The 26,842-nt window shown below is 65.4% G+C and carries 23 protein-coding genes; 10 read left to right on the top strand and 13 right to left on the bottom strand.

Going from position 1 to position 26,842, the window contains the following annotated elements; genetic code table 11:
* Positions 1-16 precede the first annotated feature (16 nt).
* From gndA to pgl, 3 genes are all read left to right on the top strand, one after another.
* The gene (gene gndA, locus I2H31_RS01610) at positions 17-1,513 is read left to right on the top strand and encodes an NADP-dependent phosphogluconate dehydrogenase (protein WP_196291252.1); all 1,497 of its coding nucleotides are present in this window, start codon (positions 17-19) and stop codon (positions 1,511-1,513) included.
* A gap of 148 nt (positions 1,514-1,661) precedes the next feature.
* Positions 1,662-3,182 carry a glucose-6-phosphate dehydrogenase gene (gene zwf / locus I2H31_RS01605; protein ID WP_196291251.1) on the top strand — a complete coding sequence of 507 codons (1,521 nt, stop codon included), beginning with the start codon at positions 1,662-1,664 and terminating at the stop codon, positions 3,180-3,182.
* Positions 3,183-3,186: 4 nt separating this feature from the next.
* On the top strand, positions 3,187-3,912 hold the full coding sequence (gene pgl / locus I2H31_RS01600; protein WP_196291250.1) for a 6-phosphogluconolactonase: 726 nt from the start codon (positions 3,187-3,189) through the stop codon (positions 3,910-3,912).
* Between the two features lie 118 nt (positions 3,913-4,030).
* Here the strand turns inward: pgl and rpiA are convergent, their stop codons facing one another.
* From rpiA to I2H31_RS01535, 13 genes are all read right to left on the bottom strand, one after another.
* On the bottom strand, positions 4,031-4,774 hold the full coding sequence (rpiA, locus tag I2H31_RS01595; RefSeq protein WP_196291249.1) for a ribose-5-phosphate isomerase RpiA: 744 nt from the start codon (positions 4,772-4,774) through the stop codon (positions 4,031-4,033).
* A 109-nt stretch (positions 4,775-4,883) separates the two neighbouring features.
* Positions 4,884-7,145: a heavy metal translocating P-type ATPase gene (locus tag I2H31_RS01590; protein ID WP_196291248.1), complete on the bottom strand. Its 2,262-nt coding sequence runs from the start codon at positions 7,143-7,145 to the stop codon at positions 4,884-4,886.
* 138 nt (positions 7,146-7,283) lie between these two features.
* On the bottom strand, positions 7,284-8,321 hold the full coding sequence (locus I2H31_RS01585; protein ID WP_196291247.1) for a YeiH family protein: 1,038 nt from the start codon (positions 8,319-8,321) through the stop codon (positions 7,284-7,286).
* 85 nt (positions 8,322-8,406) lie between these two features.
* Positions 8,407-9,318, bottom strand: a complete 912-nt coding sequence (locus I2H31_RS01580; protein ID WP_196291246.1) for a LysR substrate-binding domain-containing protein — start codon at positions 9,316-9,318, stop codon at positions 8,407-8,409.
* A gap of 140 nt (positions 9,319-9,458) precedes the next feature.
* Positions 9,459-9,911: a GNAT family N-acetyltransferase gene (locus I2H31_RS01575; protein ID WP_196291245.1), complete on the bottom strand. Its 453-nt coding sequence runs from the start codon at positions 9,909-9,911 to the stop codon at positions 9,459-9,461.
* Positions 9,912-10,077: 166 nt separating this feature from the next.
* Positions 10,078-10,497, bottom strand: a complete 420-nt coding sequence (locus I2H31_RS01570; RefSeq protein ID WP_196291244.1) for a response regulator — start codon at positions 10,495-10,497, stop codon at positions 10,078-10,080.
* A 41-nt stretch (positions 10,498-10,538) separates the two neighbouring features.
* On the bottom strand, positions 10,539-12,254 hold the full coding sequence (locus I2H31_RS01565; RefSeq protein ID WP_196291243.1) for an ATP-binding protein: 1,716 nt from the start codon (positions 12,252-12,254) through the stop codon (positions 10,539-10,541).
* Entirely contained in the window at positions 12,247-12,585 is a 339-nt protein-coding gene (locus I2H31_RS01560) for a circadian clock KaiB family protein (protein ID WP_196291242.1), read from the bottom strand. Before I2H31_RS01560 ends, I2H31_RS01565 begins: the two co-directional genes overlap by 8 nt.
* Before the next feature lie 9 nt (positions 12,586-12,594).
* Complete coding sequence (gene kaiB, locus I2H31_RS01555; protein ID WP_196291241.1) at positions 12,595-12,909, bottom strand: circadian clock protein KaiB; 315 nt, start codon at positions 12,907-12,909, stop codon at positions 12,595-12,597.
* A gap of 47 nt (positions 12,910-12,956) precedes the next feature.
* Positions 12,957-14,666 carry a circadian clock protein KaiC gene (gene kaiC, locus I2H31_RS01550; protein ID WP_230687383.1) on the bottom strand — a complete coding sequence of 570 codons (1,710 nt, stop codon included), beginning with the start codon at positions 14,664-14,666 and terminating at the stop codon, positions 12,957-12,959.
* A gap of 254 nt (positions 14,667-14,920) precedes the next feature.
* Positions 14,921-15,145 carry a hypothetical protein gene (locus I2H31_RS01545; RefSeq protein ID WP_196291239.1) on the bottom strand — a complete coding sequence of 75 codons (225 nt, stop codon included), beginning with the start codon at positions 15,143-15,145 and terminating at the stop codon, positions 14,921-14,923.
* 73 nt (positions 15,146-15,218) lie between these two features.
* On the bottom strand, positions 15,219-16,001 hold the full coding sequence (locus I2H31_RS01540) for a LytR/AlgR family response regulator transcription factor (RefSeq protein WP_196291238.1): 783 nt from the start codon (positions 15,999-16,001) through the stop codon (positions 15,219-15,221).
* Positions 15,980-17,092: a sensor histidine kinase gene (locus I2H31_RS01535; protein ID WP_196291237.1), complete on the bottom strand. Its 1,113-nt coding sequence runs from the start codon at positions 17,090-17,092 to the stop codon at positions 15,980-15,982. The genes I2H31_RS01540 and I2H31_RS01535 overlap by 22 nt, the downstream gene beginning before the upstream one ends.
* Before the next feature lie 391 nt (positions 17,093-17,483).
* On the opposite strand from I2H31_RS01535, the gene I2H31_RS01530 reads away from it, so the two are divergent.
* The 7 genes from I2H31_RS01530 to I2H31_RS01500 all read left to right on the top strand — a co-directional run bounded on the left by I2H31_RS01530 (position 17,484) and on the right by I2H31_RS01500 (position 26,835).
* Positions 17,484-18,659, top strand: a complete 1,176-nt coding sequence (locus tag I2H31_RS01530) for a cytochrome-c peroxidase (protein ID WP_196291236.1) — start codon at positions 17,484-17,486, stop codon at positions 18,657-18,659.
* 108 nt (positions 18,660-18,767) lie between these two features.
* On the top strand, positions 18,768-18,947 hold the full coding sequence (locus tag I2H31_RS01525; protein WP_196291235.1) for a hypothetical protein: 180 nt from the start codon (positions 18,768-18,770) through the stop codon (positions 18,945-18,947).
* Between the two features lie 113 nt (positions 18,948-19,060).
* On the top strand, positions 19,061-20,995 hold the full coding sequence (locus I2H31_RS01520) for a gliding motility-associated C-terminal domain-containing protein (protein ID WP_196291234.1): 1,935 nt from the start codon (positions 19,061-19,063) through the stop codon (positions 20,993-20,995).
* Between the two features lie 158 nt (positions 20,996-21,153).
* Positions 21,154-21,393, top strand: a complete 240-nt coding sequence (locus tag I2H31_RS01515; protein WP_196291233.1) for a PqqD family protein — start codon at positions 21,154-21,156, stop codon at positions 21,391-21,393.
* 6 nt (positions 21,394-21,399) lie between these two features.
* Positions 21,400-22,458, top strand: a complete 1,059-nt coding sequence (locus I2H31_RS01510; RefSeq protein ID WP_196291232.1) for an ATP-grasp domain-containing protein — start codon at positions 21,400-21,402, stop codon at positions 22,456-22,458.
* Between the two features lie 162 nt (positions 22,459-22,620).
* On the top strand, positions 22,621-23,964 hold the full coding sequence (locus I2H31_RS01505; protein ID WP_196291231.1) for a type III PLP-dependent enzyme domain-containing protein: 1,344 nt from the start codon (positions 22,621-22,623) through the stop codon (positions 23,962-23,964).
* 183 nt (positions 23,965-24,147) lie between these two features.
* On the top strand, positions 24,148-26,835 hold the full coding sequence (locus I2H31_RS01500) for an urea transporter (protein ID WP_196291230.1): 2,688 nt from the start codon (positions 24,148-24,150) through the stop codon (positions 26,833-26,835).
* The last annotated feature ends 7 nt before the right edge of the window (positions 26,836-26,842 follow it).

Below are 26,842 nucleotides of genomic sequence, written 5' to 3'. Positions count from 1 at the left end.
CGAAACCGATTTTCCGATGAGCGACACGCCAACTTCTTTCTCCTTTGGCATGATTGGCCTGGGCACCATGGGCCGCAACCTGCTGCTGAACCTGGCCGACCACCACTTTGCGGGCGCCGGCTATGACAAGGACGCCGCCAAAATCGACCTGTTGGCCCAGGAAGGCGCCGGCAAGCCCGTGAAAGGCTTCACCGAGCTGCCCGATTTCATCAACAGCCTAAGCCGGCCGCGCGCCATCATGATGCTGGTGCCGGCCGGCAAAATTGTGGACAGCGTGATTGACGAGCTGCGGCCCCTGCTCGCGCCCGGCGACGTCATCATCGACGGCGGCAACTCCCACTTCACCGACACCAACCGCCGCGACGCGGCCCTGGCCGCCGAGGGCTTTCACTTTTTCGGCATGGGCATCTCGGGCGGCGAGGAAGGCGCCCGCTTCGGCCCCAGCATGATGCCCGGCGGCGATAAGCAGGCCTACGAGGCCATGCGGCCCATGTTCGAGGCCATTGCGGCGCAGGTGGACGGGCAGCCGTGCGTGACGTACATCGGGCCCGGCGCCGCCGGCCACTTCGTGAAAATGGTGCACAACGGCATCGAATACGGGCTGATGCAGCTCATTGCCGAAACTTATGCGGTGATGCAGCGCGGCCTGGGCCTGGACAACGGCGCCATCGGTCAGGTCTTCAGGCAGTGGAACGAGGGCCGCCTGCAGTCTTTTCTGCTCGACATCACGAAGGATATTTTCGGGTTCATCGCGCCCGGCACCGACCACTTACTGCTTGACGACATCAAGGACGAGGCGCGCTCGAAGGGCACGGGCAAGTGGACCTCGCAGGTGGCCATGGACCTGGAAATGGCCATCCCGACCATCGATACGGCCGTGGCCATGCGCGACTTGTCGAAATACAAGGCCCTGCGCGAAAAGCTGGCCGGCCTCTACGGCCCGGAAGCCGCGCCGCTGGAAGTAGACAAGGAAGCCTTTTTGGCCAGCCTGGAGCAGGCGTTCTATTTCAATATGGTCATCACCTACGCCCAGGGCATGCACCTGCTGGCCAAAGCCTCGAAAGACTTTTCCTACAACCTGCAGCTGGCCGAAATTGCCAAAATCTGGCGCGGGGGCTGCATCATCCGCTCTACTTTTTTGAACGACATTTTTAACGCCTTCCAGCAGGAGCCGGAGCTAGAGCATTTGTTGGTTGATGGACGGGTGCAGGAACTGGTGAAAGGCAGCGTGCCGGGCGCGCGGGCCGTGGTGTCGGCTGCCGTCACGGCCGGACTGGCCCTGCCGGGTTACTGCTCGTGCCTGAGCTACTTCGACACCTTCCGGACCGCGCGCCTGCCTTCTAATCTGATTCAGGCCCAGCGCGACTACTTCGGCGCCCACACCTACGAGTTGATTGGCAAGGAGGGTGTTTTCCACACCCAATGGACACCGGAGCACGAAGACGCGGCCAATAAAAAGGACGTACAGCCGGAGGAAAACGCCGGCAAAGAGCCGGTGACGCCCAACGCCTAAGGTTAGAACGTCATGTCGAGCCTGTCGAGACATCTCGCGTGCCACCACTAATCAACAAGGATTACTGCCGCACGCGAGATGTCTCGACAAGCTCGACATGACCGTTGTATTACATTCAATTACAAGCACCTGCTTCCCTCTTCTGCGCATGAGCTCTTCCTCCCAAAAAATTCCGCCTACGATTTTCGTCATTTTCGGCGGCACCGGCGATTTGAACGCCCGCAAGCTGGCGCCGGCCCTCTACAACCTTTTTCTGGACGGCTGGCTGCCTGAGCAGTTTGCCATCATCGGCACGGGCCGCACCAAGCTCTCGGACGAAGAGTTTCAGGAGAAAATCCTGGACGGCATCAACCAGTTTTCGCGCACCGGCAAGGCCGCCAAAGACAAATGGACCACCTTCAGCCAGCACATCGTGTACCAGGTGGCCGACGTGAAAGACGCCGGCACCTACAAGGATTTCGGCAAGCGCATCAAAGAATACGAGCAGCAGTGGGACGGGCCGGCCAACGTGATTTACTACCTGGCGGTAGCGCCGGAGTTCTTCCCCATCATCGCCTCCAACCTGGCCAAAAGCAAGCTGACCGACGACTCCGACCGCACGCGCATTGTGATTGAAAAGCCCTTTGGGCACGATTTAGACTCGGCCCGGGCGCTGAATAAGCTGCTGGGCGACATTTTTGAGGAGCGCCAGATTTACCGCATCGACCACTACCTGGGCAAGGAAACGGTGCAGAACATCATGGCCTTCCGCTTCGCCAACGCCCTGCTGGAGCCGCTCTGGAACCGCAACTACATCGACCACGTGCAGATTTCGGTGAGCGAGCAGCTGGGCGTGGGCGACCGCAGCGGCTACTACGACGGCGCCGGCGCCCTGCGCGACATGATTCAGAACCACCTGCTGCAGCTGCTGTGCCTGGTGGCCATGGAGCCGCCCGTCAACTTCACGGCCGACGAGGTGCGCAACCGCAAGGTGGACGTGCTGCGCGCCATGCGCCGCTTCCGCAGCGAAGACGTGCGCGAGTCGGCGGTGCGCGGACAGTACGGCGAGGGCTGGATGCAGGGCGAGCAGGTGCCCGGCTACCGCCAGGAAAAGGACGCCAACCCCACGTCGAACACCGAAACCTTCGCGGCGGTGAAGTTTTTCGTGGACAACTGGCGCTGGCAGGGCGTGCCGTTCTACGCGCGCACCGGCAAGCGCATGCACCGCTCGGCGTCCATCATCATGATACAGTTCAAGGACGCGCCGCACAACATCTTCCCGCCCGAAACGGCCGAAAGCTGGAAGCAGAACCGCCTCATCATCAGCATTCAGCCCGAGATGAGCATTCGGCTGCAAGTGCAGGCCAAGCGCCCGGGGCTCGACATGATGCTCAACACCGTGGACATGGTGTTCGACTACAAAGGCACCTACACCAGCGAGGCCCCCGAAGCCTACGAAACCCTGCTGCTCGACACCATGCTCGGCGACCAGACCCTGTTCATGCGCGGCGACCAGGTGGAAGCGGCCTGGGACCTGGTGATGCCCATTCTGAACTACTGGCAGGGCCGCATCAGCCAGAATTTCCCCAATTACTCGGCCGACTCATGGGGCCCGGAATCGGCCGAAGCGCTGATTGCGCGCGACGGTTTCCACTGGTACACCCTGCCGCTAAACGGCGGCAAGCACTAGCGCCATGCAGCTGCACATTCAACCCACATCCGGGCAGGTGCTGGCCGAACTGGCCGATTACTTTGTGGCGCAGGCCGGCCAAGCCATTGCGGCGCGCGGCCGGTTCGTGGTGGCGCTGTCGGGCGGCAACTCGCCCCGGAAATTGTACGAGCTGCTGGCCTCGCCCCCCTACCGGGAAAAGGTGGCCTGGCCGCAGGTGTATTTCTTCTTCGGCGACGAGCGCAACGTGCCCGCCACCGACGCCGAAAGCAATTACCGCATGGCCAAAGAAGCGCTGCTGGCGCCGCTGAACATCGCCGCCGCTCAGGTTTTTGCAGTTGACACTTCCCTCCCACCGGCCGAAGCGGCGGCGGCTTATACGCGCACCATCCAGGAATTTTTTGGCGCCGAAGAAGCCCGCTTTGATTTGGTTTTGCTCGGGCTCGGCGACAACTCGCACACGGCCTCGCTGTTTCCTCACACGCCCGTGCTGCACGATGCCAGCGCGGGCGCGCGGGAAGTGTTTTTGGAAGATAAACAAGTGTATCGCATCACCCTCACGGCTCCGCTTATCAACCAGGCCCGTGCCGTGGCTTTCCTGGTTTATGGCGCCGATAAAGCGGCGGCCGTGCGGCACGTATTGCGCGACGCGCGCGACGTAGACGAATTCCCGGCCCAACTGATTTCTCCGGCCGGGGAAGCGCACTGGTTTCTGGACCAGGCCGCCGCTTCCCTCCTACCGCACAATTGAACGGGGTAGAGACGCAACATTTTGCGTCTCGTCGTTGAACGTCCGGAACCGCGCCGTTCTGGGACTACTGTTCAACGACCAGACGCAACATGTTGCGTCTCTACCCCGCCCAAACCCATCACGGCAACTGCGCGAAACCGGCCGCGGCCACCGGCGTCTGCCCCGGCCGCAGCACCTGCACCTCTGCGCCCCGGGCCACCACCGCAGCCCGCGCTAGGCCCAGAAACAAGCCCTGCTCCACAATTCCAGGGATATTCTGTAGCTGCGCAGCCAACTTTTCCGGGTCGGCTATCACGTTGAAATGGCAATCAACCAGCAGGTTGCCCTGGTCTGAATGCGCAGGATGGGTGGGCGTGGCTTTGTCCATGCGCAGCACCGGCGCGCCGCCCAGGGCCGCTACGGCGTCCAGCACCCACGGCAAAGCGAAAGGCACGACTTCCAACGGCAGCGGAAACCGGCCCAGTTGCGCCACTGCTTTGGAAGAATCGGCCACAATGAGCCAATAGTCGGAAGCCGTGGCCAGCACTTTTTCGCGCAGCAAGGCTCCGCCGCCGCCTTTCACGAGGCGCAGGTGCGGGTCCAGCTCGTCGGCGCCGTCCACGGTCAGGTCGAAGCGCAGGCCGCGCCGGGGTTCCAGCAGCGGGATGCCGCCTTCGCGGGCCAGGGCCTCGCTGGCCAGGGACGTAGCGGTGGCCTGCACTTTCAGCTGGCCCGCGCGCACGGCCTCGCCCAGCAGCGTGATGAAGCAGGCGGCCGTGCTGCCGCTGCCCAGGCCCAGCACCATGCCGGAGCGCACCCAGCGCAGGGCGGCGGCGGCAGCTAATTGTTTTTCGCGGGCGAGTTGTTCGGAAGATGGGTTCATAATTGGAGTGGCAAACGTAGCGCGAACTTTGTAGTTCGCGTACCGGCACGACACCTAATGGCGCGGGGACGCGAACTACAAAGTTCGCGCTACAACGCTACGGCAGCTTCTACTTTCCAATCGAAAAGCCCCGCAACCGCAGCGAGTTGGTCAGAACCGACACCGAGCTCAGCGCCATGGCCCCGGCCGCCAGCATGGGCGAGAGCAGCCAGCCGAACACCGGATACAGCAGCCCGGCCGCAATGGGAATGCCGAGCGTGTTGTACACAAACGCGAAAAACAGGTTCTGCTTGATGGTGCGCATGGTTTGGCGCGACAGCGCAATGGCCGTCACCACGCCCTGCAAATCGGAGCGCATGAGGGTGATGCCGGCGGCTTCCATGGCCACGTCGGTGCCGCCGCCCATGGCCAGGCCCACGTCGGCCTGCGCCAGGGCTGGGGCGTCGTTGATGCCGTCGCCGACCATGGCCACGGTGCGGCCTTCGGCTTGCAGCTCCTTCACTTTGACGGATTTGTCGGCTGGCAGCACTTCGGCAAAGTAGCGCGTGATGCCGACCTGCGCGGCCACTTTGGCGGCGGTTTGGGCGTTGTCGCCGGTCATCATCACCACTTCAATGCCCAAGGCTTGCAGCTGCTGAATGGCGGCTTTGGAGGTTTCGCGCACCACGTCGGCCACACCGATGACGGCTACGGCCCGCCCGGCCACGGCCACATAGAGCACCGTTTTGGCCTGAGCCAACAGTTGCTCGGCGTGGGCAGTCAGGTCAGCCGAAACGGCCACGTTTTCTTCTGCGAGCAAACGCTGGTTGCCGATGAGGGCGGCTTGGCCATTCACCGTGGCAGCCGCGCCCTTGCCTTCGATGGCCCGAAAACCGATTGCAGGCAACGCAGACGTGCTCCGAGCGTCGGCGTAGCGCACCACGGCCTCGGCCAGCGGGTGTTCGCTCTGCCGTTCCAGAGCGGCCACCAACGGCAGCAGCGACGCAGTATCCTGACCGGGAGCCGGCAGAAAATCGGTCACGGCGGGCTCGCCGCGGGTGATGGTACCGGTTTTGTCGAGCAGCACGGTGTCGACCTGGTGGGCTTTTTCCAGCGCCTCGGCGTTGCGGATGAGGACGCCGTGCTCGGCCCCCTTGCCGGTGCCCACCATGATGGCCGTGGGCGTGGCCAACCCCAGCGCGCACGGGCAGGCAATGATGAGCACGGCCACGAAATTGGTGAGGGCCAGGGGCAGGCGACTGGCCTCGGGGCCCAGCGCAAACCACAGCGCGAACGTGAGCACGGCCATGCCCACCACCGTGGGCACAAAAACAGCGCTGATTTTATCGGCCAGCCGCTGAATGGGCGCGCGGCTGCCCTGGGCGTCTTCCACCAGCTTTACAATCTGGGCCAGCAGGGTATCGGCGCCCACTTTGGTCACGCGAAAGCGAAAAGCGCCGGTTTTGTTGAGCGTGGCGCCGAACACGGCGTCGCCCACGCGCTTGGCCACGGGCAGGCTTTCGCCGGTGAGCATGGCCTCGTCCACGGCCGACTGGCCTTCGGTAATGACGCCGTCGGTGGCCACTTTCTCTCCGGGGCGCACCAGCACCACGTCGCCGGGCTGCACCTGCTCGATGGGCACATCGATTTCCTGGCCGCCGGGGCGGACCACGCGGGCGGTTTTGGCCTGCAAACCCATGAGGGCCCGAATTGAGGCCGAAGTCCGGGTCTTGGCCCGCATTTCCAGCACCTTGCCCAGCAAAATGAGGGCAATAATGGTGGCTGTGGTGTCGTAATACACCTCCGGCATCAGCCCGTGGCGCATGAAAAAGCCGGGCACCAGCGTGGCCGCTAGGCTGTACAGAAACGCGGCGCCCGTGCCAATGGCAATGAGCGTGTCCATGGTGGCCGAGCGGTGTCGGAAGCTGTTCCAGGCCGAAGTGTAGAACTCGCGGCCGCTGTAGAGCAGCACGGGCAGCGTGAGCAGCAGCAGGCCGTAGTTCAGCCCCTGCACATTCACGTGTTGCATGGCGGTGGGCCACAGCATGAGCATGCTCAGCGGCATGATGACGGCGGCCAGGCCCACGGCCACCCAAAAGCGGCGCTTGAGCGCGGCATAGGCTTCGGCTTTTTGGCGGTCGGCGGCGCTGGTGTCGGGGGTGCGTTCCGTTACGCCGAAACCGGCATTTACCACCGCTTCTTTGAGCGTGGCGGGGCTGGCCTGACCGGGCCGGTAGTGCACGGTGGCTTTTTCGGTGGCGAAGTTGACCAGCGCGCTTTGCACGCCCGGCGCGCGGCTGAGCGATTTTTCGACGGCCGCCGCGCATGAGGCACAGCTCATGCCTTCGATGTCGAGGGTGGCAGTTTCGGTATTTTCAGAAGAGGGAAACATGGCGCAAGCAACGGCTATAGTCCGTCTGAACGGCGGTACGCTCCCCTAACAACCAGGGCCCGTACCGCGTTGCAAAGGAACCAGCCGCCCGCCCCAAAACCGGTGCGAAATGCGGCGCCAGACTTGCGTAATTTCCGCCTAAACGGCGTGCAGAATAACGTAGAGCGACACCGTGGAAACCACGCCCCACAGCAGCACGCCCAGCACGTAAGGTCGCGCGCCCACCGCCCGCAGCACCCCGGCTGACAGCCCCGCGCCGATGAAAAACAACGTTACGGTCAGGCCGATTTTGGCCAGCCGCACCAGCACCGCGCCCACCGGCTGCAGGGCCGGCAGCCAGGTATTGAGCAGCATGGCCACGATGAACCCCAGGATGAAATAGGGCAGCTTCACCTTCACGCCTTTCTGCTTGAAAGCCAACGCCGTGCCCAGCGCTACTGGAATAATCCAGAGGGCGCGGGCCAGCTTTACGGTGGTGGCCACTTGCAGGGCTTGGTCGCCGTAGGCCGCCGCCGCGCCCACCACCGAGCTGGTGTCGTGAATAGCAATGGCGCACCACAGCCCAAACTGGTTCTGCGTCATGGCCAGGGCGTGGCCGATGGGCGGAAACGCAAACAGCGCCAGCGCGTTGAGCACGAATACCGTGCCCAAGGCTACCGATATTTCCTCATCCTTGGCCCGCAGCACCGGCGCCACCGCCGCAATGGCCGAGCCCCCGCAAATGGCCGTGCCGCACGAAATCAGGTGCGTCACCGAGCGGTTCAGCTTCAGCCAGCGGCCCGCGAAATAGCCCAGTACCAGCGTGCCGCAAATGGACGCCACCGTGAACAGCAGCCCCTCGCGCCCGGCCTGCACCGCCGCGTGCGCGTTCATGCCGAAACCCAGGCCGATGACGGAGAACTGCAGCAGCTTGGCCGTGGCTTTTTTGGTTTGGGCGCCGAAGGGGTTGCCCGTGGTTTGGGCCAGCACCAGGCCCAGCGCCAGCGCCACCGGCGGCGACGACCACGGCGAAAGGCAGTACAACAACACCAACCCAAACACCACCTGCCGCAGCGTGAACGTGAACCCCAGCAGCGTGTGTGGCGCGTGAAAAGACCGGAACGGACCCGCCGGGGCCGCTGACGTCAGCGGGCCCGTTCCGGCATTCTCAGGAGTTTTGGTAAGTAGCTGCGGCATTGGGTGGGAAGCATTTAGTCCCCCAAAATTACGCCCTTACCTACCCGTTGGTTAATGGCAAAATGTTATTCCAAATAACCTCTGGTTATGCAAGCTCCTTGCACTCGGCCTGTGCAAACCCAAGAAATCGTTGCGCCGCCCGCGCCAGTGGCTGCCCCTGCACCCACACTGCCTCGAATTGCCGGGCCAGGTGCAGGCCCTCAATGGGCACGATTTCGAGCAGGCCGGCGGCCAGCTCCCGCGTCAGCGCCCGGCGCGACACAAAACCCAACGCCTCCGGTGCCGCCTCCAGATAGGCCTTGATGGCTTCGGTGTTATCAAAATAAAAGGCCACTTGCAGGCTGCTGAGCTTGATTTTCAGCTCGCGCAGGGCAAATTCCAGCACTTCCAGCGTGCCCGAGCCGCGCTCGCGCAGCACCAGCGGGCGGGCCAGGGCCTCGGCCAGCGGCACGGGCGTGGCCGGCGGGCCGGCGGCCGCGGCCCGGCGCACGGCCACCAGCTCGTCGGGCAGCAGCAGCTCGTAGTGCAGGTCGCGGCTTTTGGTGCGGCCTTCCACGAAGCCCAGGTCCAGCTCGTGGCGCAGCAGGGCGTCGGCAATGCGCTCGGAATTGGCGTTGAGCAGGGTGAGGCGCACCTTGGGGTGGCGGGCCTGGAAGGCGGGCAGCAGGCCCGGCAGCACGTATTGGCTGAGGGTGGTGCTGGCGCCCAGGCGCAGGCGGCCGGCGGCTTCGTCGGGGTCGCGCAGGGCCAGCAGCTGGTCTTCGAGCTGCTGGGCCGAGGCGGCCACGGCCTCGGCGTGGGCCTGCAGCAGGCGGCCGGCTTCGGTGAGGGCCACGCGGTTGCCGCGGCGCTCCAGCAGGCGCTGGCCGTGCTGCTTTTCCAGCTCGTGCAGGTGCTTGGTCACGGCGGGCTGGGTCACGAACAGCTCCTGCGCCGCCTTGGTGAAACTCAGGTGCCGGGCCACGGCCGCAAACACGCGCAAACGGAAATCGGACATGGGCGCAAGGTACGGGAGTGGGCGGATGCTGGCGGACTGTAGCGCGGACTTTGTAGTCCGCGTCCCCGGTGGATACCAAAACAGCTTTAGCGGCGCTAGGACGCGGACTACAAAGTCCGCGCTACAGTCCGCCTATTGCGCTAGCGTAGCTCCTTGCGCATGCACAGGCTGTTTTCCACGCCGATGTACTGCCCGTAGTTGGGCGTGAGGGCATAGCCGCTTTTCTCGTACAGGCGGATGGCCTCCGGCTGCTTTTTACCAGTTTCCAGCACGCAGGCGGCGTAGCCCAGTTCCTGGGCCCACTGCTCCAGCTCGGCCAGCACGGCGGGGGCCACGCCGGTGCCCCGGTGCGCGGGCTGCACGAAGATGCGCTTGACTTCCATCTGGCCGGATGCGAATTCCTTCAGGGCCCCGCACCCTACGGGCTCCTCGCCTACATAGGCCACTACCACATGGTTTATTTTATCAACCTTGTTGTACTGGGCGTAAAAAGCGTGGTCGTCCCCGTCACGACGGGCCAAATCATGGTCGAGCAGCTGCACAAGGGCGCGGAAATCGGCGTTTTCGGACGTGGTTCGGAGAAGGCGTAGCATGGTGGAAGAAGGGGATAAAGAACGTCGTGCTATAATATGCTACAAATAGAACGTCATGCAGAGCGCAGCGAAGCATCTTTACCGCCACCACTATTTATTTACTCTCGCGGTAAAGATGCTTCGCTGCGCTCTGCATGACGTTCTTCAGCCCTAGACCTACCCCACCCTACTCCGGCAAGTGCCGGTCGAAATGGGTCTTCAGCACGTCGTTCAGTTTTTCGCGGGTCAGGGGTTTGTTCAGAAAGCCGGCAATGTTGAGCTGCTGCACCCGGTCCACGTCCTGCGGGTGCAGCGAGGTGGTGAGCATCACGATGATGATGGCCTGCTTTTCGGGCAGCGGCAGCTCGTTGTAAGCGGCCAGGAACTGGAAACCATCCATGACGGGCATTTTCACATCCAGCAGAATCAGGGCCGGGCAGTCGGGGTGGGCTTCCCGGCAATGGATTTTTACCTGCTCCAGCGCCTCCTGGCCATTGAGGGCCACCAGCAGCTTATCGGTCATCACCAACCGATTGATGAGCAGCTTGTTGAGGTAATTGGTGGTTTGGTCGTCGTCGACGAGCAGGACGCAGGTAAGCTTTTGCATGAACGAATCAGCCGAAAACAGGCAGCCAGGCGGCGCGCCGATTACCGGCTAAAGTACACCGAAAATGTGGTGCCCTGCCCCAGCCGGCTGCGCACGGTGATGCGGCCGCCGGCGTTTTCCACCATTTTCTTCACCATGTACAGCCCAATACCCGAGCCATCGACGTGGTCGTGAAAGCGCTGGAACATGCCGAAGAGCTTCTGCTCGTTGGCCGGGTCCAGGCCCAGGCCGTTGTCTTCCACTTCGAGCACCGCGCCGGCGCCCTCGGGCCGGGCCTGCAGGCGCACCAGCGGCAGGCGGTCAGAGGCGCGGTACTTGAGGGCGTTGCTGAGCAGGTTGAAGACGACGGAGCGCAGGTTTTTCTCGGAAAACAGCACCGTGGGCACGGCTTTCACGTCCACCAGCAGCTCGGCGCCGGTGCCCTGGATGAGCGGCTCCAGGTCGAGGCGCACGTTGCGAACCACGGCGGCCAGGTCCACGGGCTCGGCGGGCAGGCCGTGCTCTTTTTGCAGCTTGCTCACGTCGGTGAGCTGCTCGATGGTGCGCTTGAAGCGGTTCACCGAGTCCTGCATCAGCTCTAGGATGGGCTGCACGGGGTCGCTCTGCACGGTGGCGAGTGGCAGCTCGCTCAGCAGGGCATCGAGCAGACCCTCGATGTTGCTGATAGGGGCCTTGAGGTCGTGGCTGGCCGTGTAGATGAAGTTGTCCAAATCCACGTTCACGCGGGTGAGCTGCTCGTTGTTTTCGCGCAGCTGGCGCTGGCCCTGGTCGATGCGCTCCAGGGCCAGCTTGTGCTCGTGGATGTCGGTGTAGGTGCCCACCCACTGCATGATGTCGCCCTGCTCGTTGCGCGAGGGCAGGGCGCGGCCCAGCATCCAGCGGTACTCATCGGCGTGGTTGCGGATGCGGCATTCTACCTCAAACGGCTCGCCGGTGATGAGGCTGTGCTGCCAGCGGGCCTGGGCAGCGGCGGTGTCGTCGGGGTGCAGGCGGGCGCGCCAGGAGCGGTCGGAGGGCGCGCCCTCACCCGGGGCGTGGCCAATGTAGTCGTACCAGCGGCGGTTGCGGTAGGTGTTTTCGCCGGCCGCGCTGGCCGTCCAGGCAATTTGCGAGATGCCTTCGAGCAGGCGGCTGGCTTCGGCGGCGGCGCGCTCGCCGGCCAGGCGGGCGGCTTCCTCGCGCTTGAGCTCCTCGCTCTGGCGGTCGAGCAGGGCGTTTTGCTCTTCCACCTGCGCCCGGATGGCCGTGATTTCGCGCTGGGCCGAGAGGTCCGTCACAATCAGGGCCAGCGTGGGCGCGTCGTTGAAGCTGAGCACGTTCATGCTCACCGAAAAGGGCACCAGGGCACCGGCCCGGTTCTTCAGCGGCAGCTCGCCCCGGCTTTTGCCCGTCCAGCCCTGCCGCAGCAGCTCGGCCCAGTAGTCCTGAAACGCCAGCGGCACAAAGCTCTCGAACGCGCTGCCCATGATTTCGCCCAGGGTCAGGCCCAGCAGCCCGGCCAGCGAGGCGTTGCAGTACAACACGGTGGCGTCGTGGCTGAGCAACACGGCCCCCTCGTTCATCTGCTCGATGAGGGTGCGGTAGGTTTGGTCGGCGCCCTGCAGCGTAAAAATGCGCGGCCCCTCGGTGCCCTGCACGGCCAGCGCGTCCACGGCCCCCGAGCGGATGGCATGTATCAGCTCCTGTGCCTCTTCCAGCTGGTAGCGCAGCTCTTCGTTTTCGCGGGCCAGGTCAACTGCAGGCGTAGGCTCACTCATGGCCGGCGGGGTCGTCGGGGGGCGAAGCGAGGCCGAGGGCTTTCAGCACCCGGTCGCGGTCCGAGAGGTCGCCCACGAGGCGGCGCACCAGGCCGGGCCGCAGCTTGATGAGCGTGGGCACGCCGATGAGGTCTTCCTGCTGGGCCAGCTCGGGCTGCTGAAAAATGTCGATAATCAGCAGCTCGTAGCGCCCTTTCAGGTACTGCTCGCAGATGTCCTTGATGTTGCGCACGGCGCGCGTCGAGTTCACGGTGGCGCCCGTAATGTACAGGTGCAAGAGGTACTCCGGGGCGGCCGGCTCCCGAAAACCGGGGGATGGTTCAGGTTCCATTGGCCGGGGTTATTTGCTGATGACGGGGCGCACGTCGAGCCCCACCAGCACTTTTTCCTCGTTCGAGAGGTCGCCAATGATTTTGCGGATGGGCTCGGGCACCTTGCGCACCAGCGTCGGAATGGCCAGAATCTGGTCGCCCTCGGCCAATTGCGGGTTCACCAGCAGGTCGATGACTTCCAGCTTGTAGCGGCCCTTGAGGTGCTGTTCGCAGTATTTGCGCAGGTTGGCCACGGCCGTCACCGACTTGGGCGTTTGGCCGGCCACGTACAGGCGCAGCTCCCAGGTTTCGTCGTCGAGAGGGTCGTTCAAATCTTCAGCCATGGAAATGGTACTAAAAGCGGAGGCCGGAGGCAACTCAGGTGTACGGATTACTTGCCGGTTTCGCCGGATAGCGGCGCGTTGAACGCCGGCGGGTTGGCCGCCGTGATGCGCTGTTTGCCGCTTTGCAGGGCCTCGTTGCGGCTTTGCTCGTGAGTGCTGATTTGGCGCAGCTCCTCTTCCACACTCTCAAATTCGGTGCGCAGGTTGGCAATGTTGGCTTCCAGCATGCGGCGGCGGCGCTCCAGCTCGCGGTCGCGGCGCTCGGTTTCCTGCTGGGAGGCCAGGGCCTGGGCGTGCTCCTGCAGCTGCTGGGTGAGGCGGCCGGCGCCGGTCACGATGCCCGTCGGGCCCAGCACCACGTCCAGCAGCTCGATGCCGTGCTCGGTCACGATGAACTCGCGCACCTGGTTGGAGTGCGCCATGCCGCGCGACTTGAGGATGCTCAGGCCACGGTTGCGCTCGCCCACGCCCTCCAGGTCGCGCACCGAAATCCACGTGTCGACCAACGACGACACGCCTTCCTCGGTCATCTCGGCGCGGCCCACGCCGCCGTTTATCAGGGCCGTGAAATAGGCCGTGATGCCGCTCACCTTCAGGAAGTCGATGAGGCGCGTGAGCATGCTGCGCACTTCGGAGATGTTGCCGACGGTGATGAGGTTGGTGATGGGGTCGATGACAACGGCGTCGGGCTTGAACTCTTTCACTAGGCGGTGCAGGGTCACGAGGTGTTGCTCCAGGCCGTTGAGTGTGGGGCGCGAGGCTTCGATGCGCAAGCGGCCTTCGTTTACGTGTCCTCTCAGGTCGATGCCCACCGAAGCCATGTTGCGGATGAGCTGCTGCGGGGACTCTTCAAAGGCAAAAAACAGGCAGCGCTTGTTCTCTTCGCAGATTTTTTCGGCAAAGGCGGCGGCCAGGGTGGTTTTGGCGGTGCCGGCGGTGCCGGTCACCAGCACGCTGCTGCCTTCGTAAAAGCCGCGCCGGCCGAACATCTCGTCCAACGCCGGCACGCCGGAGGACACGATGTTGTTCGACACCTCGTGCTCCAGGCGCAGGGAGGTCACGGGCAGCACCGAAATGCCTTCGCCGGTTATCAGGTAGGGGTATTCGTTAGTGCCGTGGGTGCTGCCGCGGTACTTCACCACGCGCAGGCGGCGGGTCGTAATCTGGTCAATCACGCGGTTGTCGAGCAGAATCACGCAGTCCGACACGTACTCTTCCAGGCCCTGGCGCGTGAGCGTGCCGTCGCCGCGCTCGGCCGTGATGATGGTGGTGACGCCCTTGTCCTTCAGCCAGCGAAACAGCCGGCGAATTTCCGAGCGCAACACGCTCTCGTTCGGGAAGCCCGAAAACAGCGACTCAATCGTGTCCAGCACCACGCGCTTGGCCCCGACGGCGTCGATGGCGTAGCCCAGGCGAATGAACAGGCCTTCCAAATCGTACTCGCCGGTTTCCTCAATCTCGGAGCGGTCGACGTGCACGTGGTCCACGCGCAGCAGCTTGCGCGCCTGCAAATCCTTCAAATCGAAGCCCAGCGAGGCCACGTTGGCAGCCAACTCTTCGGCCGTTTCCTCGAAGGCCATGAGCACGCCGGGCTCGTTGAATTCCGTGATGCCGCGCACCAGGAACTCGATGCCCATCAGGGTTTTGCCGCAGCCCGCGCTGCCGCAGATGAGCGTGGGGCGGCCCAGCGGCAGGCCGCCTTCGGTGATTTCGTCCAGGCCCTCGATGCCGGTGGGCGCCTTGGGTAGCTGGGGCAAGGTAGCGGAAGCGGAAGAAGAATTCTCTGGCATGGATAGGGAAGATAGCCCGGCAAAGTTAGTTGGTGGGAAGGCACCGCGGGGAATTGACTGCTTCGGGCCCCGCAGGAACCCGCAAGAATGCTCATGCCGAGCGCAGCCGAAGCATCTGGCGTGCTTTAAGCAAATCCTTACAATTGGATTACTGTTGCACGCGCGATGCCCCGGCTGCGCTCGGCATGACGTGCTTTTTGTATTGCCTGCTAGCGCTCCGCCTACCGGCTGCCGGCCTCAAAATCCATCCAGCCGGCGCGGTGCTGGTCCATTTCCTGGGCGCTGATGCCGTAGGCCGACAGCACTTCCTCGGGGCTGAGCAGGCCCTGGTCCACGGCGTTGAGGGCGGCCCACACCTTGAGCCGGCGCTCGGCTTCGGCGCTGGCGTCGGGGGCCGGTTCGGGGCGGCCGTCGGTGTCGAAATAGTTGGGCGAAGACTCACTCATAGACCCCTGCAAGTTAGGTCGCTATTTATTAAGTCGGCGTGAATTTATGACAATTTCGCGGCGCGCTTTTTACTTATTTCCAGCGGCTGAAAAACTGGTCGAACGCCTCCCGATAACCGTCGCTCACGGGCAGGGTTTCGCCCTGAATCTGGACCGTGCCGCGCCCCACGGCCTGGATGTGCCCCAGCCCCACAATGTAGCTGCGGTGAATGCGCAGGAATTTGCCGGCGGGCAGCTTTTCCTCCATGCTGCGCAGGCTGGTGAGCGAGAGCAAAGGCCGCGCGGCGCTGGCCAGATGCACTTTCACGTAGTCTTTCAGTCCCTCCACGTACACGATGTCGGCCAGGGCCACGCGCACCAGCTGGTATTCTACTTTGAGGTAGATGTGGTCCTCGGCCGGCGGAGCGGCGGGTGGGTGGATTGGGGGCGTAACGGGCGCGGCGGCCGGGGATTCGCTGGCCTGCTTCATCTCGAAATAGGCCTTGGTTTTGAGCGCGGCGCGCAGAAACTCCTCGTAGTTGAAGGGCTTGAGCAAATAGTCCAGCGCATCGACGCGGAAGCCTTCCAGCGCGTACTGGTTGAAGGCGGTGGTAAAGATGACGCGCGGGCCGTGCTGCAGCACCCGGGCCAGTTCCAGGCCGCTGAGGTCGGGCATCTTGATGTCGAGAAACAGCAGGTGGGCGTCGGGCCGCTCGTGCAGGGAGCGCAGGGCGGCCACGGCGCTTTCGTGGCGCCCCACCAGGCGCAGAAAGGGCGTGCGCTCGATGAAGGAGCACACCAGCCCGAGGGCCAGGGGCTCGTCGTCGACGGCCACGCAGTTGATGACGAACGGGGCTACAGGGTCAGTTGGAGACATACTTCGTACTCGTGGGAGGCGTTGCGGGGCGTGACGGTGACGGTGTGGGCGCGCGGATAAAGCAAATCGAGCCGACGCTGGGTGTTGGCCAGGCCGATGCCGCCGGGCTCGTCCTCGTCGGCGTCGGGGCGGTCGGGAAATACGGTGTTGCGCACGCTCAGCTCCACGGCATTGGCCGCGGGCTGGCGCAGCCGGATGGTGATGCGGCTGGGCGCCGTGGCGCTCACGCCGTGCTTAAACGCATTCTCGACGAAGGGCTGAAAAAGCATGGGCGCGATAAACGGGTCGGGGCTGAGCGGGTCGGGCCGCTCGAAGTGCACCTGCACTTTGGTGGTGAGGCGCAGGTGCATGAGGTCAATGTAGTCCTGCAAGAAGCTAATTTCCTGGCTCAGGCGGGTGTGGCCGGCCGGCGACTCGTAGAGCACGTAGCGCATCATGCGCGAGAGGCGGTGCAGGGCCACGCGGGCCTGCTCGCCGTCGAGCAGCGTGAGGGCGTAGATGTTGTTGAGGGTGTTGAAGAAGAAGTGCGGGTTTATCTGAGCCTTGAGCAAACTCAGCTCGGTGGCCACCTGGCGGCGCTCCAGCTCCAGGCGGCTTTCGGCGTCGCGCTGGCCTTTTTGCATGGCCGCCAGGCTGGTGGCAATGCCCAGCACCAGCAGCGTGATGAGCAGCACACCGGTGTTGAAGCCGGGGCTGCCTTCCTCGGGCCCGGTGAGGGGGTGCGGGCGCGGGCTCGACCACGGGTTGGGCGGGTTGAGGACGGCTTCGCGGGCGGCGGCCACCAGTTCGGGCACGCGCAGGCGCTGCTCTACCTGATGGTGGATGAGCAGCACCACCAGCACCACGCCGGCGTTCAGCAGCACGTAGGCCCAGGCTTTTTTGGCGTAGAGCAGCTTGGGCGCGGCCCAGCCCACGTTTAGGTAAAACACGCCCGCCAGCAGCCCAAACACCACGGCCTGGGTCAGCCAGAACTCCGTCGGCTTCGGGCCGGGGTAGTCGGGCTGCTGGGCCACCAGCAGCACCGCCACCAGCCCCCACACCAGGGCATGCAGCAGCAGCGTGGAAGCAGAACGGAGGGGCGGTAGCGGCATTTTGAGGGAATGAGGAGCAGGGAATAAGGAAAGGGGTTAGCGCGGGCGGAGCAAGGAAAATCAAAACGGGCCGCACATAGGGTGCCCTCTCCCTTATTTACTTTTCCTTATCCCTTTTAGGCGTCGCAAGCTACAACCCGCGCCCACGGCGGCGCGTGCCCCAATCGGCCAGCTCGGCGGGTTTGCCGGCCAGTCAGCGGTTTTGGAGCATTTATCTGCAAGCCTGGTCTTTCCGTGAGATGGACGGCCGGATTTGGCTGCCCAAACCGGGAAATGGGCGACGCAGCCAACCCACTCGGCGATTCCGCCGAGTGAGGGGGAGAAGGGCTGCGCAACTTTGAGCAACCGGGCCGCCCTGCCCGCCGCCTGCTTCGCCCTTTCCCTCTCATTCATGGCCGCTTCACTACTTCCCCGGGTTGCTTCGATGCTGGCGGCGGCCACGCTGCTGCTGGCGGTGGCCTGCCACAAGGAATCGGAAAACGCTACGCCCTCCAATGACGACCTGAGCGTGCTCGGCGCCCTGCCCCTCGCGGCCCCGGCACCGGCCTCTAACCCAAGTAGCCCGGCCAAAATCGCGCTGGGCCGCGCCTTGTTCTGGGACCCGGTGCTGTCTGGCGGCAAGGACGTGAGCTGCGCCAGCTGCCACCACCCCGCCAACGGCTACGCCGACGCCCTCGACCTGGCCATTGGCGTGAACGGAACCGGCCTGGGCACCGCCCGCCATTTCCGCCAGCCCAACGCCATTCCCTTCAACAAGCGCAACACGCCCACGGTCCTCAATTCGGCTTTCAACGGCCTGACCAACGGCGGCAGCTACGACCCCACCCGCGCGGCCATGTTCTGGGACAGCCGGGCCCAGTCGCTCGAAACGCAGTCGCTGCTGCCCATTGGCACGCTGGAAGAAATGCGCGGCACCGCGTGCAGCGAAGGCGCCGCCCTCGACACCGCCGTGGCCCGGCTGCGGCGCATCCCGGCGTATGCGGCCCTGTTCAGCGCCGCCTTCGCGGAGCCGGCACCCGTCACGGCCACCAACATGGGCAAGGCCCTGGCCAGCTTCGAGCGCACGCTGCTGGCCACGGATGCGCCGTTTGACCAGTACCTGCGCGGCGATAAAACGGCGCTCAGCGCCCAGCAGGTGCAGGGGCTGAATGCCTTTCTGAGCAGCGGGTGCGCCAAATGCCACAGCGGCCCCATGCTCTCCGACTACCAGTTGCACGTGCTGGGCGCGGCCGACAATGCCAAGAACGCCGCCTCCGACGCGGGCGCCAACAACTCCTACGCCTTCCGCACGCCCAGCCTGCGCAACGTGGCCCTCACGGCGCCCTACATGCACAGCGGCACGCTGCCCACCCTGGGCGCGGTGCTCAACTTCTACGACCCCGGCCGCGGGGCGCCACCGCCCGCCAACCCGCACGTAGCCCCCGGCCAGCGCGACCCGCTGTTTCCGGCCCGCGTGCAGGACCCGCAGGCCATCATCGCCTTCCTCCAGTCCCTCACTGCCGCCAGCTTCGACCGCACGGTGCCCGCCGCCGTGCCCAGCGGCCTGCCCGTGGGCGGCAATATTTAGCAGGGCCGGCCTTTTCGCTTCTTTCTCCATTATTCCGCCTCCGCTTATTCCATTACCCTTACGCTTCTCCCGGTTTTCATTTTTTCACTCTTTTCTTTTTCAACAACCATGCGACTATCCACCACCCTCCGCCTGCTCAGCGCCGCCGCGCTGCTGGGCTCCATGAGCAGCTTTTCGGGCTGCGAGAAAGAATGCGTGCGCCCGGCCGGCGGCAAAAACTGTCAGAAGCCGACCCCGCCGACCACGACCCCGCCGGCCGACACCACCAAAACGGGCGGCGCGAGCTAAATTGCTGATTACCGAACCGCCGGTTCGGGCCTGGTTGGGCCCGGCCGCTCTCTGCAAGGGGCGGCCGGGCCTTGGGCCGGGCGTCGGTTATTTTTTTCGCTATCCTATTTGTTATGAAGTGTATCTGGACGGCACGGGCTGATTTTCGGGGGTGGGCGCTGGTCCTGCTCGCGCTGCTGGCCCCGCTGGCAGCCGCGGCCACGCACATCGTGGGCGGCGAGCTGGACTTGCAGCACAAGTCCGGCAGCACCTACACCTTGAGCCTGAACCTGTACTTCGACGCCATCAACGGCAGCGCGGGCGCGCTGGACGACAACCTCACGGCCAGCATCTTCAACAAAACCACCAACCAGCGCATGGCCGACGTGGTGCTGCCCCGCGTTAGCGACACCTTCGTGAACTACACCAACCCGGCCTGCACCGTGGGCTCGCTGAGCACCCGCAAGCTGGTGTACACCAAGGACATTACCCTGAGCGCGGCCACCTACACCAACGCCGCCGGCTACTACGTGGCCGTGGAGCGCTGCTGCCGCAACGTGACCATCGGCAACATCGTGGCGCCCAACAACGCGGCCCAAACTTTTTACCTCGAATTTCCGGCCGTCGTCCGCAGCGGCGCGGCCTTCCTCGACTCGACGCCGCGCATCTTTCCGCCCTTGGGCGACTATGCCTGCCGCGACGAGCTGTTTTACTACGACTTTGGCGGGCAGGACCCCGACGGCGACTCCCTGGCCTACGACATGGTAACGCCCCTCAACGGCCACGCCACCAACCCCAACCCCATCCTCGCCCAGGCCGGCCCGGCGCCGTACTCCCTCATCAACTGGAACCGCGGGCTGGGCACCAGCAACCAGATACCGGGCAGCCCGGCCCTGGGCATCGACGCGCACACGGGCCGCCTCACGGTGCGGCCCCGCGACCTGGGACTGTTCGTGTTCGGGGTGCGCTGCTCGGAGTTTCGGCGGGGCGTGAAAATCGGCGAAACCCGGCGCGACTTCCAGCTCTACGTACTGAACTGCCCCACCAACATGGCGCCCACGCTGCAAGTGCGCGCGCCGGGCAGCGCCGCCGCCTACCGCCCCGGCCGCGACACGCTGCGCCTGACGCCCGGCGGCAACCGCTGCCTTGCCATTCGCTACACCGACCCCGACCCCAGCTCCACGCTCACCATGACCAGCCGGGCGGTCAATTTCACCACCGCCACGGCGCCCGTTTTCACCAGCACCACCAGCGGCACGGTGCACAGCGCGGGCGCCCCCGATACCCTCACCACCACGCTGTGCTTCCCGGACTGCCTCGACACGGGCGGCCGGGTGTACCTGGTCGACGTCATTGTGGCCGACAACGGCTGCAGCCTGCCCAAGCACGACACCATCCGCATTGCCTTCACGGCCGCCTCCCTGCCCAACCAGGCGCCGGTGCTCGCCACCACTTTCCCGCCCGCGCCGCTGCCCGTGTCCGACGACGCGCCCGCCGTGGTGCGCCTGACGCTGGGCGAGCGCTACGATGCCACCCTCACCGGCACTGATGCCAATCGGAATGCCCTCACCCTGAGCGCCGCCGGCGCCGGCTTCAACCTGGCCGACGCGGGCATGGCCTTCGCGGCGCGCAACGGCTACGGCCGGGCCGACGCCGCGTTTTCCTGGCTGCCCACCTGCGACGCCGTGGCGGCGGCCCGGGCCAACAACGGCCTGCTGGTGCGCTTCCGGCTGGCCGAGGCCGGGCCCTGCGAGCCGCTGCCGCAGGAGCGCCTCATCCGCTTCGTGGTGGCGCCGAAGGGCGACTCGCTGGCCTTCCGCCCGCCCAACGTCTTCACCCCCAACGGCGACGGCCTGAACGACTCCTTCCGGATGCCCGACCTGCCGGTGGACTTCTGCGACCACAAGTTTGCCAGCATCAAAATCTTCTCGCGCTGGGGCCAGCCCGTGTTTTCATCATCGGAGCGCGGCTTTCAGTGGAACGGCGCGGGCGCGGGCGGCCTGTACTACTACCTCGTCACCTACACCGACGGCCAGAAGTACAAGGGTTGGGTGGAGGTGCTGCCGTAATCATTTGAACAAGCTGCACTACCCGTCATGCCGAGCGCAGCGAAGCATCTTGCCCGGGTCAGTAATCAATAATTAGTGGCGGCGGGCAAGATGCTTCGCTGCGCTCGGCATGGCCGTTCTTTCGAAACCCAATCAGCCCACTGTTGCCCACTGCCCCCATGAAGCTCAAAAAGAACATTGCCACCAGCGAATCCGGCTTCATCTTCAACCCCGCCACCGGCGACTCCTTCTCGGCCAACCCGCTGGCGGCCGACATTCTGGCCCGCGCCAAGGACGGCCTGGACCCGGTGGCCATCAAAGCCGACATTCTGGAGCGCTACGACGTGGCCCCGGGCCAACTCGAAAAAGACTGGGACGACCTGCTGGCCCAGCTGCGCGAATTCAACCTGCTAGACTAACCCGCCGTGCCCCTCCCCGCTGCCCGCCCCCGCCTCACGGTGGCCGTGACCGGCCTCAACGCCACCGACAGCCCCGGCCCGGGCGTGGCCGTCATCCGCGCCCTGCGCGAAAGCCCGGACTTCGACCTGCGCATCATCGGGCTGAGCTACGAGGCACTGGAGCCGGGCATCTACCTGCGCGAGCTGGTGGACCGCACCTACCAGCTGCCCTACCCCTCGGCCGGCACGGCGGCGCTGCTGGAGCGCCTGCGCTACGTGCGCGAGCAGGAGGACGTGGCCGTGCTCATCCCGAATTTTGACGCCGAGCTGTACAACTTCATCAAGCTGGCGCCGGAGCTGCGGGCGCTGGGCATCCAGACCTTTTTGCCCACGCTGGCGCAGCTGGAGGCCCGCGACAAGCTGAACCTGCCGGCTTTCGGGGCGGCGCACGGCCTGCGGGTGCCGCCCGGCCGGCTGCTGCACGCCGTGGCCGAAGTGGCGGGCGCAGCCGAGGCCCTGGGCTGGCCGCTGGTGCTGAAGGGCCGCTACTACGATGCCGCCGTGGTGCACTCGCTGGCCCAGGCGGAGCAGGCCTTTCTAAGGCTGAGCGGGCTGTGGGGCGTGCCGCTCATCGCGCAGCAGTACGTGGCGGGACAGGAAATCAACATCGCCGGGCTGGGCGACGGCCACGGCCGGGCCCTGAGCGCGGTGCCCATGCGCAAGCTCACCATCACGGACAAGGGCAAGGCCTGGGCCGGCATCACGCTCGAAGACGAGGCTCTGCTGGCCCTGGCCCGCCGCTTTGCCGAGGCCACGCGCTGGCGCGGCGGCTTCGAGCTGGAAATCATGCGCACGCCGGGCGATGAACTGTTCATCATGGAAATCAACCCGCGCTTCCCGGCCTGGATATACCTCACGGCCGCCGCCGGCCAGAACCAGCCGGCGGCCCTGCTCCGCCTGGCGCTGGGCCTGCCCGTGCCGCTGATGGACGGCTACGCGGTGGGCAAAATGTTCGTGCGCTACGCCTGGGACCTGATTACCGACCACACCCAGTTCCAGCAAGCGGCGGCGCTGGGCGAGCTTTGAAGGGTGATGGCGGGCGAGCGGCTGTCATCCTGAGCGCAGCGAAGGACCTTCTCACGTCCGCAGCAATTGTTTACGGCAAATTGTTCATCGGGAAGAAGGTCCTTCGCTGCGCTCAGGATGACAGGCGCCTTCTCCGCCTCGCCCGCCCCCTAATTACACCCCATGAAACTCCCCTACGAACGCCCCACCCTGCGCAAGCTCACGGCCGGCGCGCTGAACAAGTTTGGCCCGCGCGCCGGGGCCCGCGCCGTGACGGCCCTGGATGGCGTGGCGGTGGACGAGCTGGTGGCCCGCTTCGGCTCGCCGCTGTTTGTGCTGAGCGAGCGGCAGCTGCGGCGCAGCTACCAGGCCGCCGTGCGGGCCTTCGGCACGCGCTACCCGCAGGTGCAGCTGGCGTGGTCCTATAAGACGAACTACCTGAATGCCGTGTGCCGCACCTTCCACCAGGAGGGCGCCTGGGCGGAGGTGGTGAGCGGCATGGAGCTGGAAAAGGCCTTGCTCAACGGGGTGCCCGGCCCGCACATCCTCTTCAACGGGCCCGGCAAGCGGCGCGCCGACCTGGAACGCGCCTGCGCAGTCGACGCCGTGATTCACCTCGACCACGCCGACGAGCTGCACCTGCTGCTGGACGTGGCCGCCGGCCGGCCTCAACGCCCCCGCGTGGCCCTGCGCGTGAACCTCGACGCCGGCATTGTGCCGCAGTGGGACCGGTTCGGCTTCAACCTGGAGAATGGCGAAGCCTGGCAGGCGCTGGGCCGCATCGTGGCCCCGGGGCGGCTGGAACTGGTGGGCCTGCACTGCCACATCGGGACGTACATCCTGCAAACGGCGGCCTACGCCACGGCGGCCGCCAAGCTGGCGGCGCTGGCCCTGCGCTGCGAGCGGGAGCTGAATACTTCCATTCAATACCTCGACCTGGGCGGCGGCTTTCCTTCCACCAACACGCTGAAAGGCGCCTACCTGCCCGCCTCCGATACCGTGCCGAGCCTGGACGAGTACGCCGAAGCCATCACCGGGGCCTTGCTGGGCGCGGGCTTCAGGAGCGGCGAGCTGCCCGTGCTGGTGCTGGAAGCGGGCCGGGCGCTGGTGGACGACGCGGGCTCGCTCATCGGCACGGTGCTGGCGAATAAGCGCCTGGCCGACGGCCGCCGCGCCACCATCCTCGACTTTGGCGTGAACCTGCTCTTCACTTCTTTCTGGTACGACCACCACATCAGCCCCACCCGCGAATTCTCCAACCAAACCGAGCCCACGGTGCTCTACGGACCTTTGTGCATGAACATTGATATGCTGCGCGAAAGCATTGCCCTGCCCCTGCTCGCGCCCGGCCACCACGTGCTGGTGCACAAAGTGGGCGCCTACAACCTCAGCCAGTGGCAGCAGTTCATCAACCTGCGCCCCAACGTGGTGCTGATTGACCAGACAGCCCAGGTGCACCTGATAAGAGCCGCCGAGACGCTGGAATACCTGCAGCAGCTGGAGCAGGTGCCGGCACACCTGCGGTAGGTGGTGTTTGTCATTGCGAGTGGAGCGCAGCGCAACGCGGCAATCCGTCCTCCCAATGCGACCAACTTGCCTAACCCAGAAAGTTCTTCATTAGCCACTCACCACTTCAAAAAACAGTCTGAGGTTATCAGGCTGGTCGCATTTACAGGACGGATTGCCGCGTTCCGCTGCGCTCCACTCGCAATGACAAACACCTCTTCCATTCCTTCTTTCTTTCGCGCCGTGCTGCACAGCTACGCCATGCTGTTCTTTTCGCAGCACCGGGGCTTTGCGGCGGTGCTGCTGCTGGTCACGTTCAGCCACCCGGCCGCCGGGGTGGCGGGGCTGGCGGGTGCGGCGCTGGCGGTGGCCGGCGCCCGGCTGGCCGGCTTCAATAGGGAATGGACCGACGCGGGCGCCTACAGCTTCAACTCCCTGCTGACCGGGCTGGCGCTGGCATCCTGCTACGCGCCGGGCTGGGCGCTGGCGGGGCTGGTGGCGGTGGGCGCCGCCCTGGCCCTGCTGCTGAGCGTGGCCCTCGGCGGCTGGCTGGGCGGGCGCGGACTACCGTTTCTGTCGCTGCCCTTCCTGCTCACCACGTGGCTCTTGCTGCTGGGCAGCGGGCCGCTGCTGCACCTGGCGGCCGCCGAGGGCAGCGTGTACTGGCTGAACGACGTGTACGCCGTGGGCGGGCCGCGGCTGGTGGGCTTGGCCCAGTGGGTGGCCGACTGGCCCTGGCCGCCGCTGCTGGCCACCTACCTGCGGGCGCTGGGCGCGGTGCTGTTTCAGGACAATGCCCTGGCCGGGCTGCTGGTGGCCGGCGGGCTGCTGTGGCACTCGCGCATTGCGTTTTCGCTGTCGGGGCTGGCGTTTTTGGTGGCCTACGGGCTGAGCGCGCTGGCGGGGCCGGCGGCGGGCGGGCTCAACGAGTACAACCTCGGGGCTAATTACCTGGTGGCGGCCATGGCCGTGGGCGGCGTGTTCGTCATTCCCTCGGCGGCCAGCTACGGCTGGGCCCTGGGCAGCGTGCCCGTGACGGTGCTGCTGCTGGCCGGCCTCACGGCCCTGCTCGACAAGCTGGGGCTGCCCGCGCTGTCGCTGCCCTACTGCGTCACGGCGCTGCTGTTCCTCTACGTGCTGCTGCTGCGCGAGCGGCCCGGCGCGGGCCTCGTGCTCACGCCCGTGCAGCGCTACTCGCCCGAGCGCAACCTCTACGCCCACGCCACCGACCGCGTGCGGCTGGCCCACCAGGGGGCGGTGGCCCTCACCCTGCCCTTCCTGGGCGCGTGGCGCTGCACCCAGGGGTACCAGGACGGGGGGCCCACCCACCTCGGCGACTGGGGCCAGGCGCTGGACTTCGCCATCGTCGACGCCGACGGCCGCAGCTACCAGGGCGCTGGCCGCTCGGTTTCCGATTTCTACGCCTACAACAAGCCGGTGCTGGCCCCCGCCGACGGCGTGGTGGCGGAGGTCGTGCAGCACATTGAGGACAACGCCGTGGGCGACGTGAACCTGGCCCGGAACTGGGGCAATACCGTGGTGCTGCGCCACGCGCCCGGCCTCTACACCCAGCTGTCGCACCTGCGGGCCCACTCGGTGCCGGTGAAAGTGGGCGAGCACGTGCGCCGGGGCGACATTGTGGGCACCTGCGGCAACTCCGGCCGCTCGCCCGAGCCCCATCTGCACTTCCAGGTGCAGGCCACGCCCTACGTGGGCTCGCGCACCGTGGCCTACCCGCTGGCCTACTTCGTGGCCGAGCCTCCCAGCCGGCCAGCGGGGCCAGAGCGTGCGGCCGGGCGGTGGGCGGGCTCCCCGGAGTTTTCCGGTAGGACCGCAACGCATGTCGAAACCATACCGGAAAACTCCGGAGTGGCCAAAACCTACGTCGAAGCCATACCGGAAAACTCCGGAATGGCAAAAATGTACGTCGAAGCCATACCGGAAAACTCCGGAATGGCAAAAATGTACGTCGAAGCCATACCGGAAAACTCCGGTATGGCAAAAACCTACGTCGAAGGCATACCGGAAAACTCCGGAGTGGCCAAAATGTACGTCGAAGCCATACCGGAAAACTTCGGAGTGGCCAAAATGTACGTTGTGGCCATACCGGAAAACTCCGACATGCCTTCGGCGTACATTTTTGCCATACCGGAAAACTCCGGGGTGATAAAAACCCACGTTGCGGCCACCCCGGAGTTTTCCGGTATGGCTTCGGGGCGGGATGTTGGGGCCCCGGATTCCCGGCCCAGGCCCGAGCTGCGCCACTTCGCCGTGCCCGTGGTGGGCGAAACCGTGCGCCCGCCCGCTTTCAACCGCACCCTGGCCCAGGCCTTTCGCTTCCCGCCCGGTTACGCGCTGGACGTGCGCGCCGTGAACGCGCCCGACGCCCCGGCCCAGCGCTGGGAGGTGTTCACCGACGCCTACAACCTGCCCTACCTGCGCTGCCACGCCACGGGCGCGGTGGCCTACTTCGGCGGCGACGAGTCCGTGTTCTATTTCACGGCCTTTTATGGGTCCGAAGCGTCGTGGCTCTACCTGCTGTACCGGGCCGCCTACCGGGTGCCGCTGGCGAGCCTGCCGGGCCAGCTCACCACGGATGAATTTCCGCTGACCGTCGTTGGCAATGCGGCCCTGACCTGGGCGCAGGACTTCCTGGCGCCGTTCTACCGGTTTGTGAAGCCCACGTTTTCGCTGGCCGAAGCCCCCACCGAGGCCAGCGACTGGGCTGGCCGCACCGTGCGGCTGCGCAGCCGCGTGGCCGTGGCCTGGTTTGGCCGCGAGCGCGAGACGCAAACCGCCGCCTTGCTGGTGCAGGAAGGACGCATCTCCGAGTTGCGCGTGCAGCGGGCCGGCACCGCCGTCCACCTCACCTTTTCCGTGGCGGGCGCATGAGGCGGGG

This window comes from Hymenobacter ruricola (genome assembly GCF_015694525.1).
GTDB lineage: Bacteria > Bacteroidota > Bacteroidia > Cytophagales > Hymenobacteraceae > Hymenobacter > Hymenobacter ruricola.
Note: the sequence above shows the minus strand (reverse complement) of the source record. Positions and strands in the feature narration are given on the sequence as shown.

Bases quoted from the DNA above. Each gene is read 5' to 3' on its own strand.
- gndA (WP_196291252.1), top strand. From the start codon at position 17: ATGAGCGACACGCCAACTTCTTTCTCCTTTGGCATGATTGGCCTGGGC.
- zwf (WP_196291251.1), top strand. From the start codon at position 1,662: ATGAGCTCTTCCTCCCAAAAAATTCCGCCTACGATTTTCGTCATTTTC.
- pgl (WP_196291250.1), top strand. From the start codon at position 3,187: ATGCAGCTGCACATTCAACCCACATCCGGGCAGGTGCTGGCCGAACTG.
- rpiA (WP_196291249.1), bottom strand. From the start codon at position 4,774: ATGAACCCATCTTCCGAACAACTCGCCCGCGAAAAACAATTAGCTGCC.
- I2H31_RS01590 (WP_196291248.1), bottom strand. From the start codon at position 7,145: ATGTTTCCCTCTTCTGAAAATACCGAAACTGCCACCCTCGACATCGAA.
- I2H31_RS01585 (WP_196291247.1), bottom strand. From the start codon at position 8,321: ATGCCGCAGCTACTTACCAAAACTCCTGAGAATGCCGGAACGGGCCCG.
- I2H31_RS01580 (WP_196291246.1), bottom strand. From the start codon at position 9,318: ATGTCCGATTTCCGTTTGCGCGTGTTTGCGGCCGTGGCCCGGCACCTG.
- I2H31_RS01575 (WP_196291245.1), bottom strand. From the start codon at position 9,911: ATGCTACGCCTTCTCCGAACCACGTCCGAAAACGCCGATTTCCGCGCC.
- I2H31_RS01570 (WP_196291244.1), bottom strand. From the start codon at position 10,497: ATGCAAAAGCTTACCTGCGTCCTGCTCGTCGACGACGACCAAACCACC.
- I2H31_RS01565 (WP_196291243.1), bottom strand. From the start codon at position 12,254: ATGAGTGAGCCTACGCCTGCAGTTGACCTGGCCCGCGAAAACGAAGAG.
- I2H31_RS01560 (WP_196291242.1), bottom strand. From the start codon at position 12,585: ATGGAACCTGAACCATCCCCCGGTTTTCGGGAGCCGGCCGCCCCGGAG.
- kaiB (WP_196291241.1), bottom strand. From the start codon at position 12,909: ATGGCTGAAGATTTGAACGACCCTCTCGACGACGAAACCTGGGAGCTG.
- I2H31_RS01545 (WP_196291239.1), bottom strand. From the start codon at position 15,145: ATGAGTGAGTCTTCGCCCAACTATTTCGACACCGACGGCCGCCCCGAA.
- I2H31_RS01540 (WP_196291238.1), bottom strand. From the start codon at position 16,001: ATGTCTCCAACTGACCCTGTAGCCCCGTTCGTCATCAACTGCGTGGCC.
- I2H31_RS01535 (WP_196291237.1), bottom strand. From the start codon at position 17,092: ATGCCGCTACCGCCCCTCCGTTCTGCTTCCACGCTGCTGCTGCATGCC.
- I2H31_RS01530 (WP_196291236.1), top strand. From the start codon at position 17,484: ATGGCCGCTTCACTACTTCCCCGGGTTGCTTCGATGCTGGCGGCGGCC.
- I2H31_RS01525 (WP_196291235.1), top strand. From the start codon at position 18,768: ATGCGACTATCCACCACCCTCCGCCTGCTCAGCGCCGCCGCGCTGCTG.
- I2H31_RS01520 (WP_196291234.1), top strand. From the start codon at position 19,061: ATGAAGTGTATCTGGACGGCACGGGCTGATTTTCGGGGGTGGGCGCTG.
- I2H31_RS01515 (WP_196291233.1), top strand. From the start codon at position 21,154: ATGAAGCTCAAAAAGAACATTGCCACCAGCGAATCCGGCTTCATCTTC.
- I2H31_RS01505 (WP_196291231.1), top strand. From the start codon at position 22,621: ATGAAACTCCCCTACGAACGCCCCACCCTGCGCAAGCTCACGGCCGGC.
- I2H31_RS01500 (WP_196291230.1), top strand. From the start codon at position 24,148: ATGACAAACACCTCTTCCATTCCTTCTTTCTTTCGCGCCGTGCTGCAC.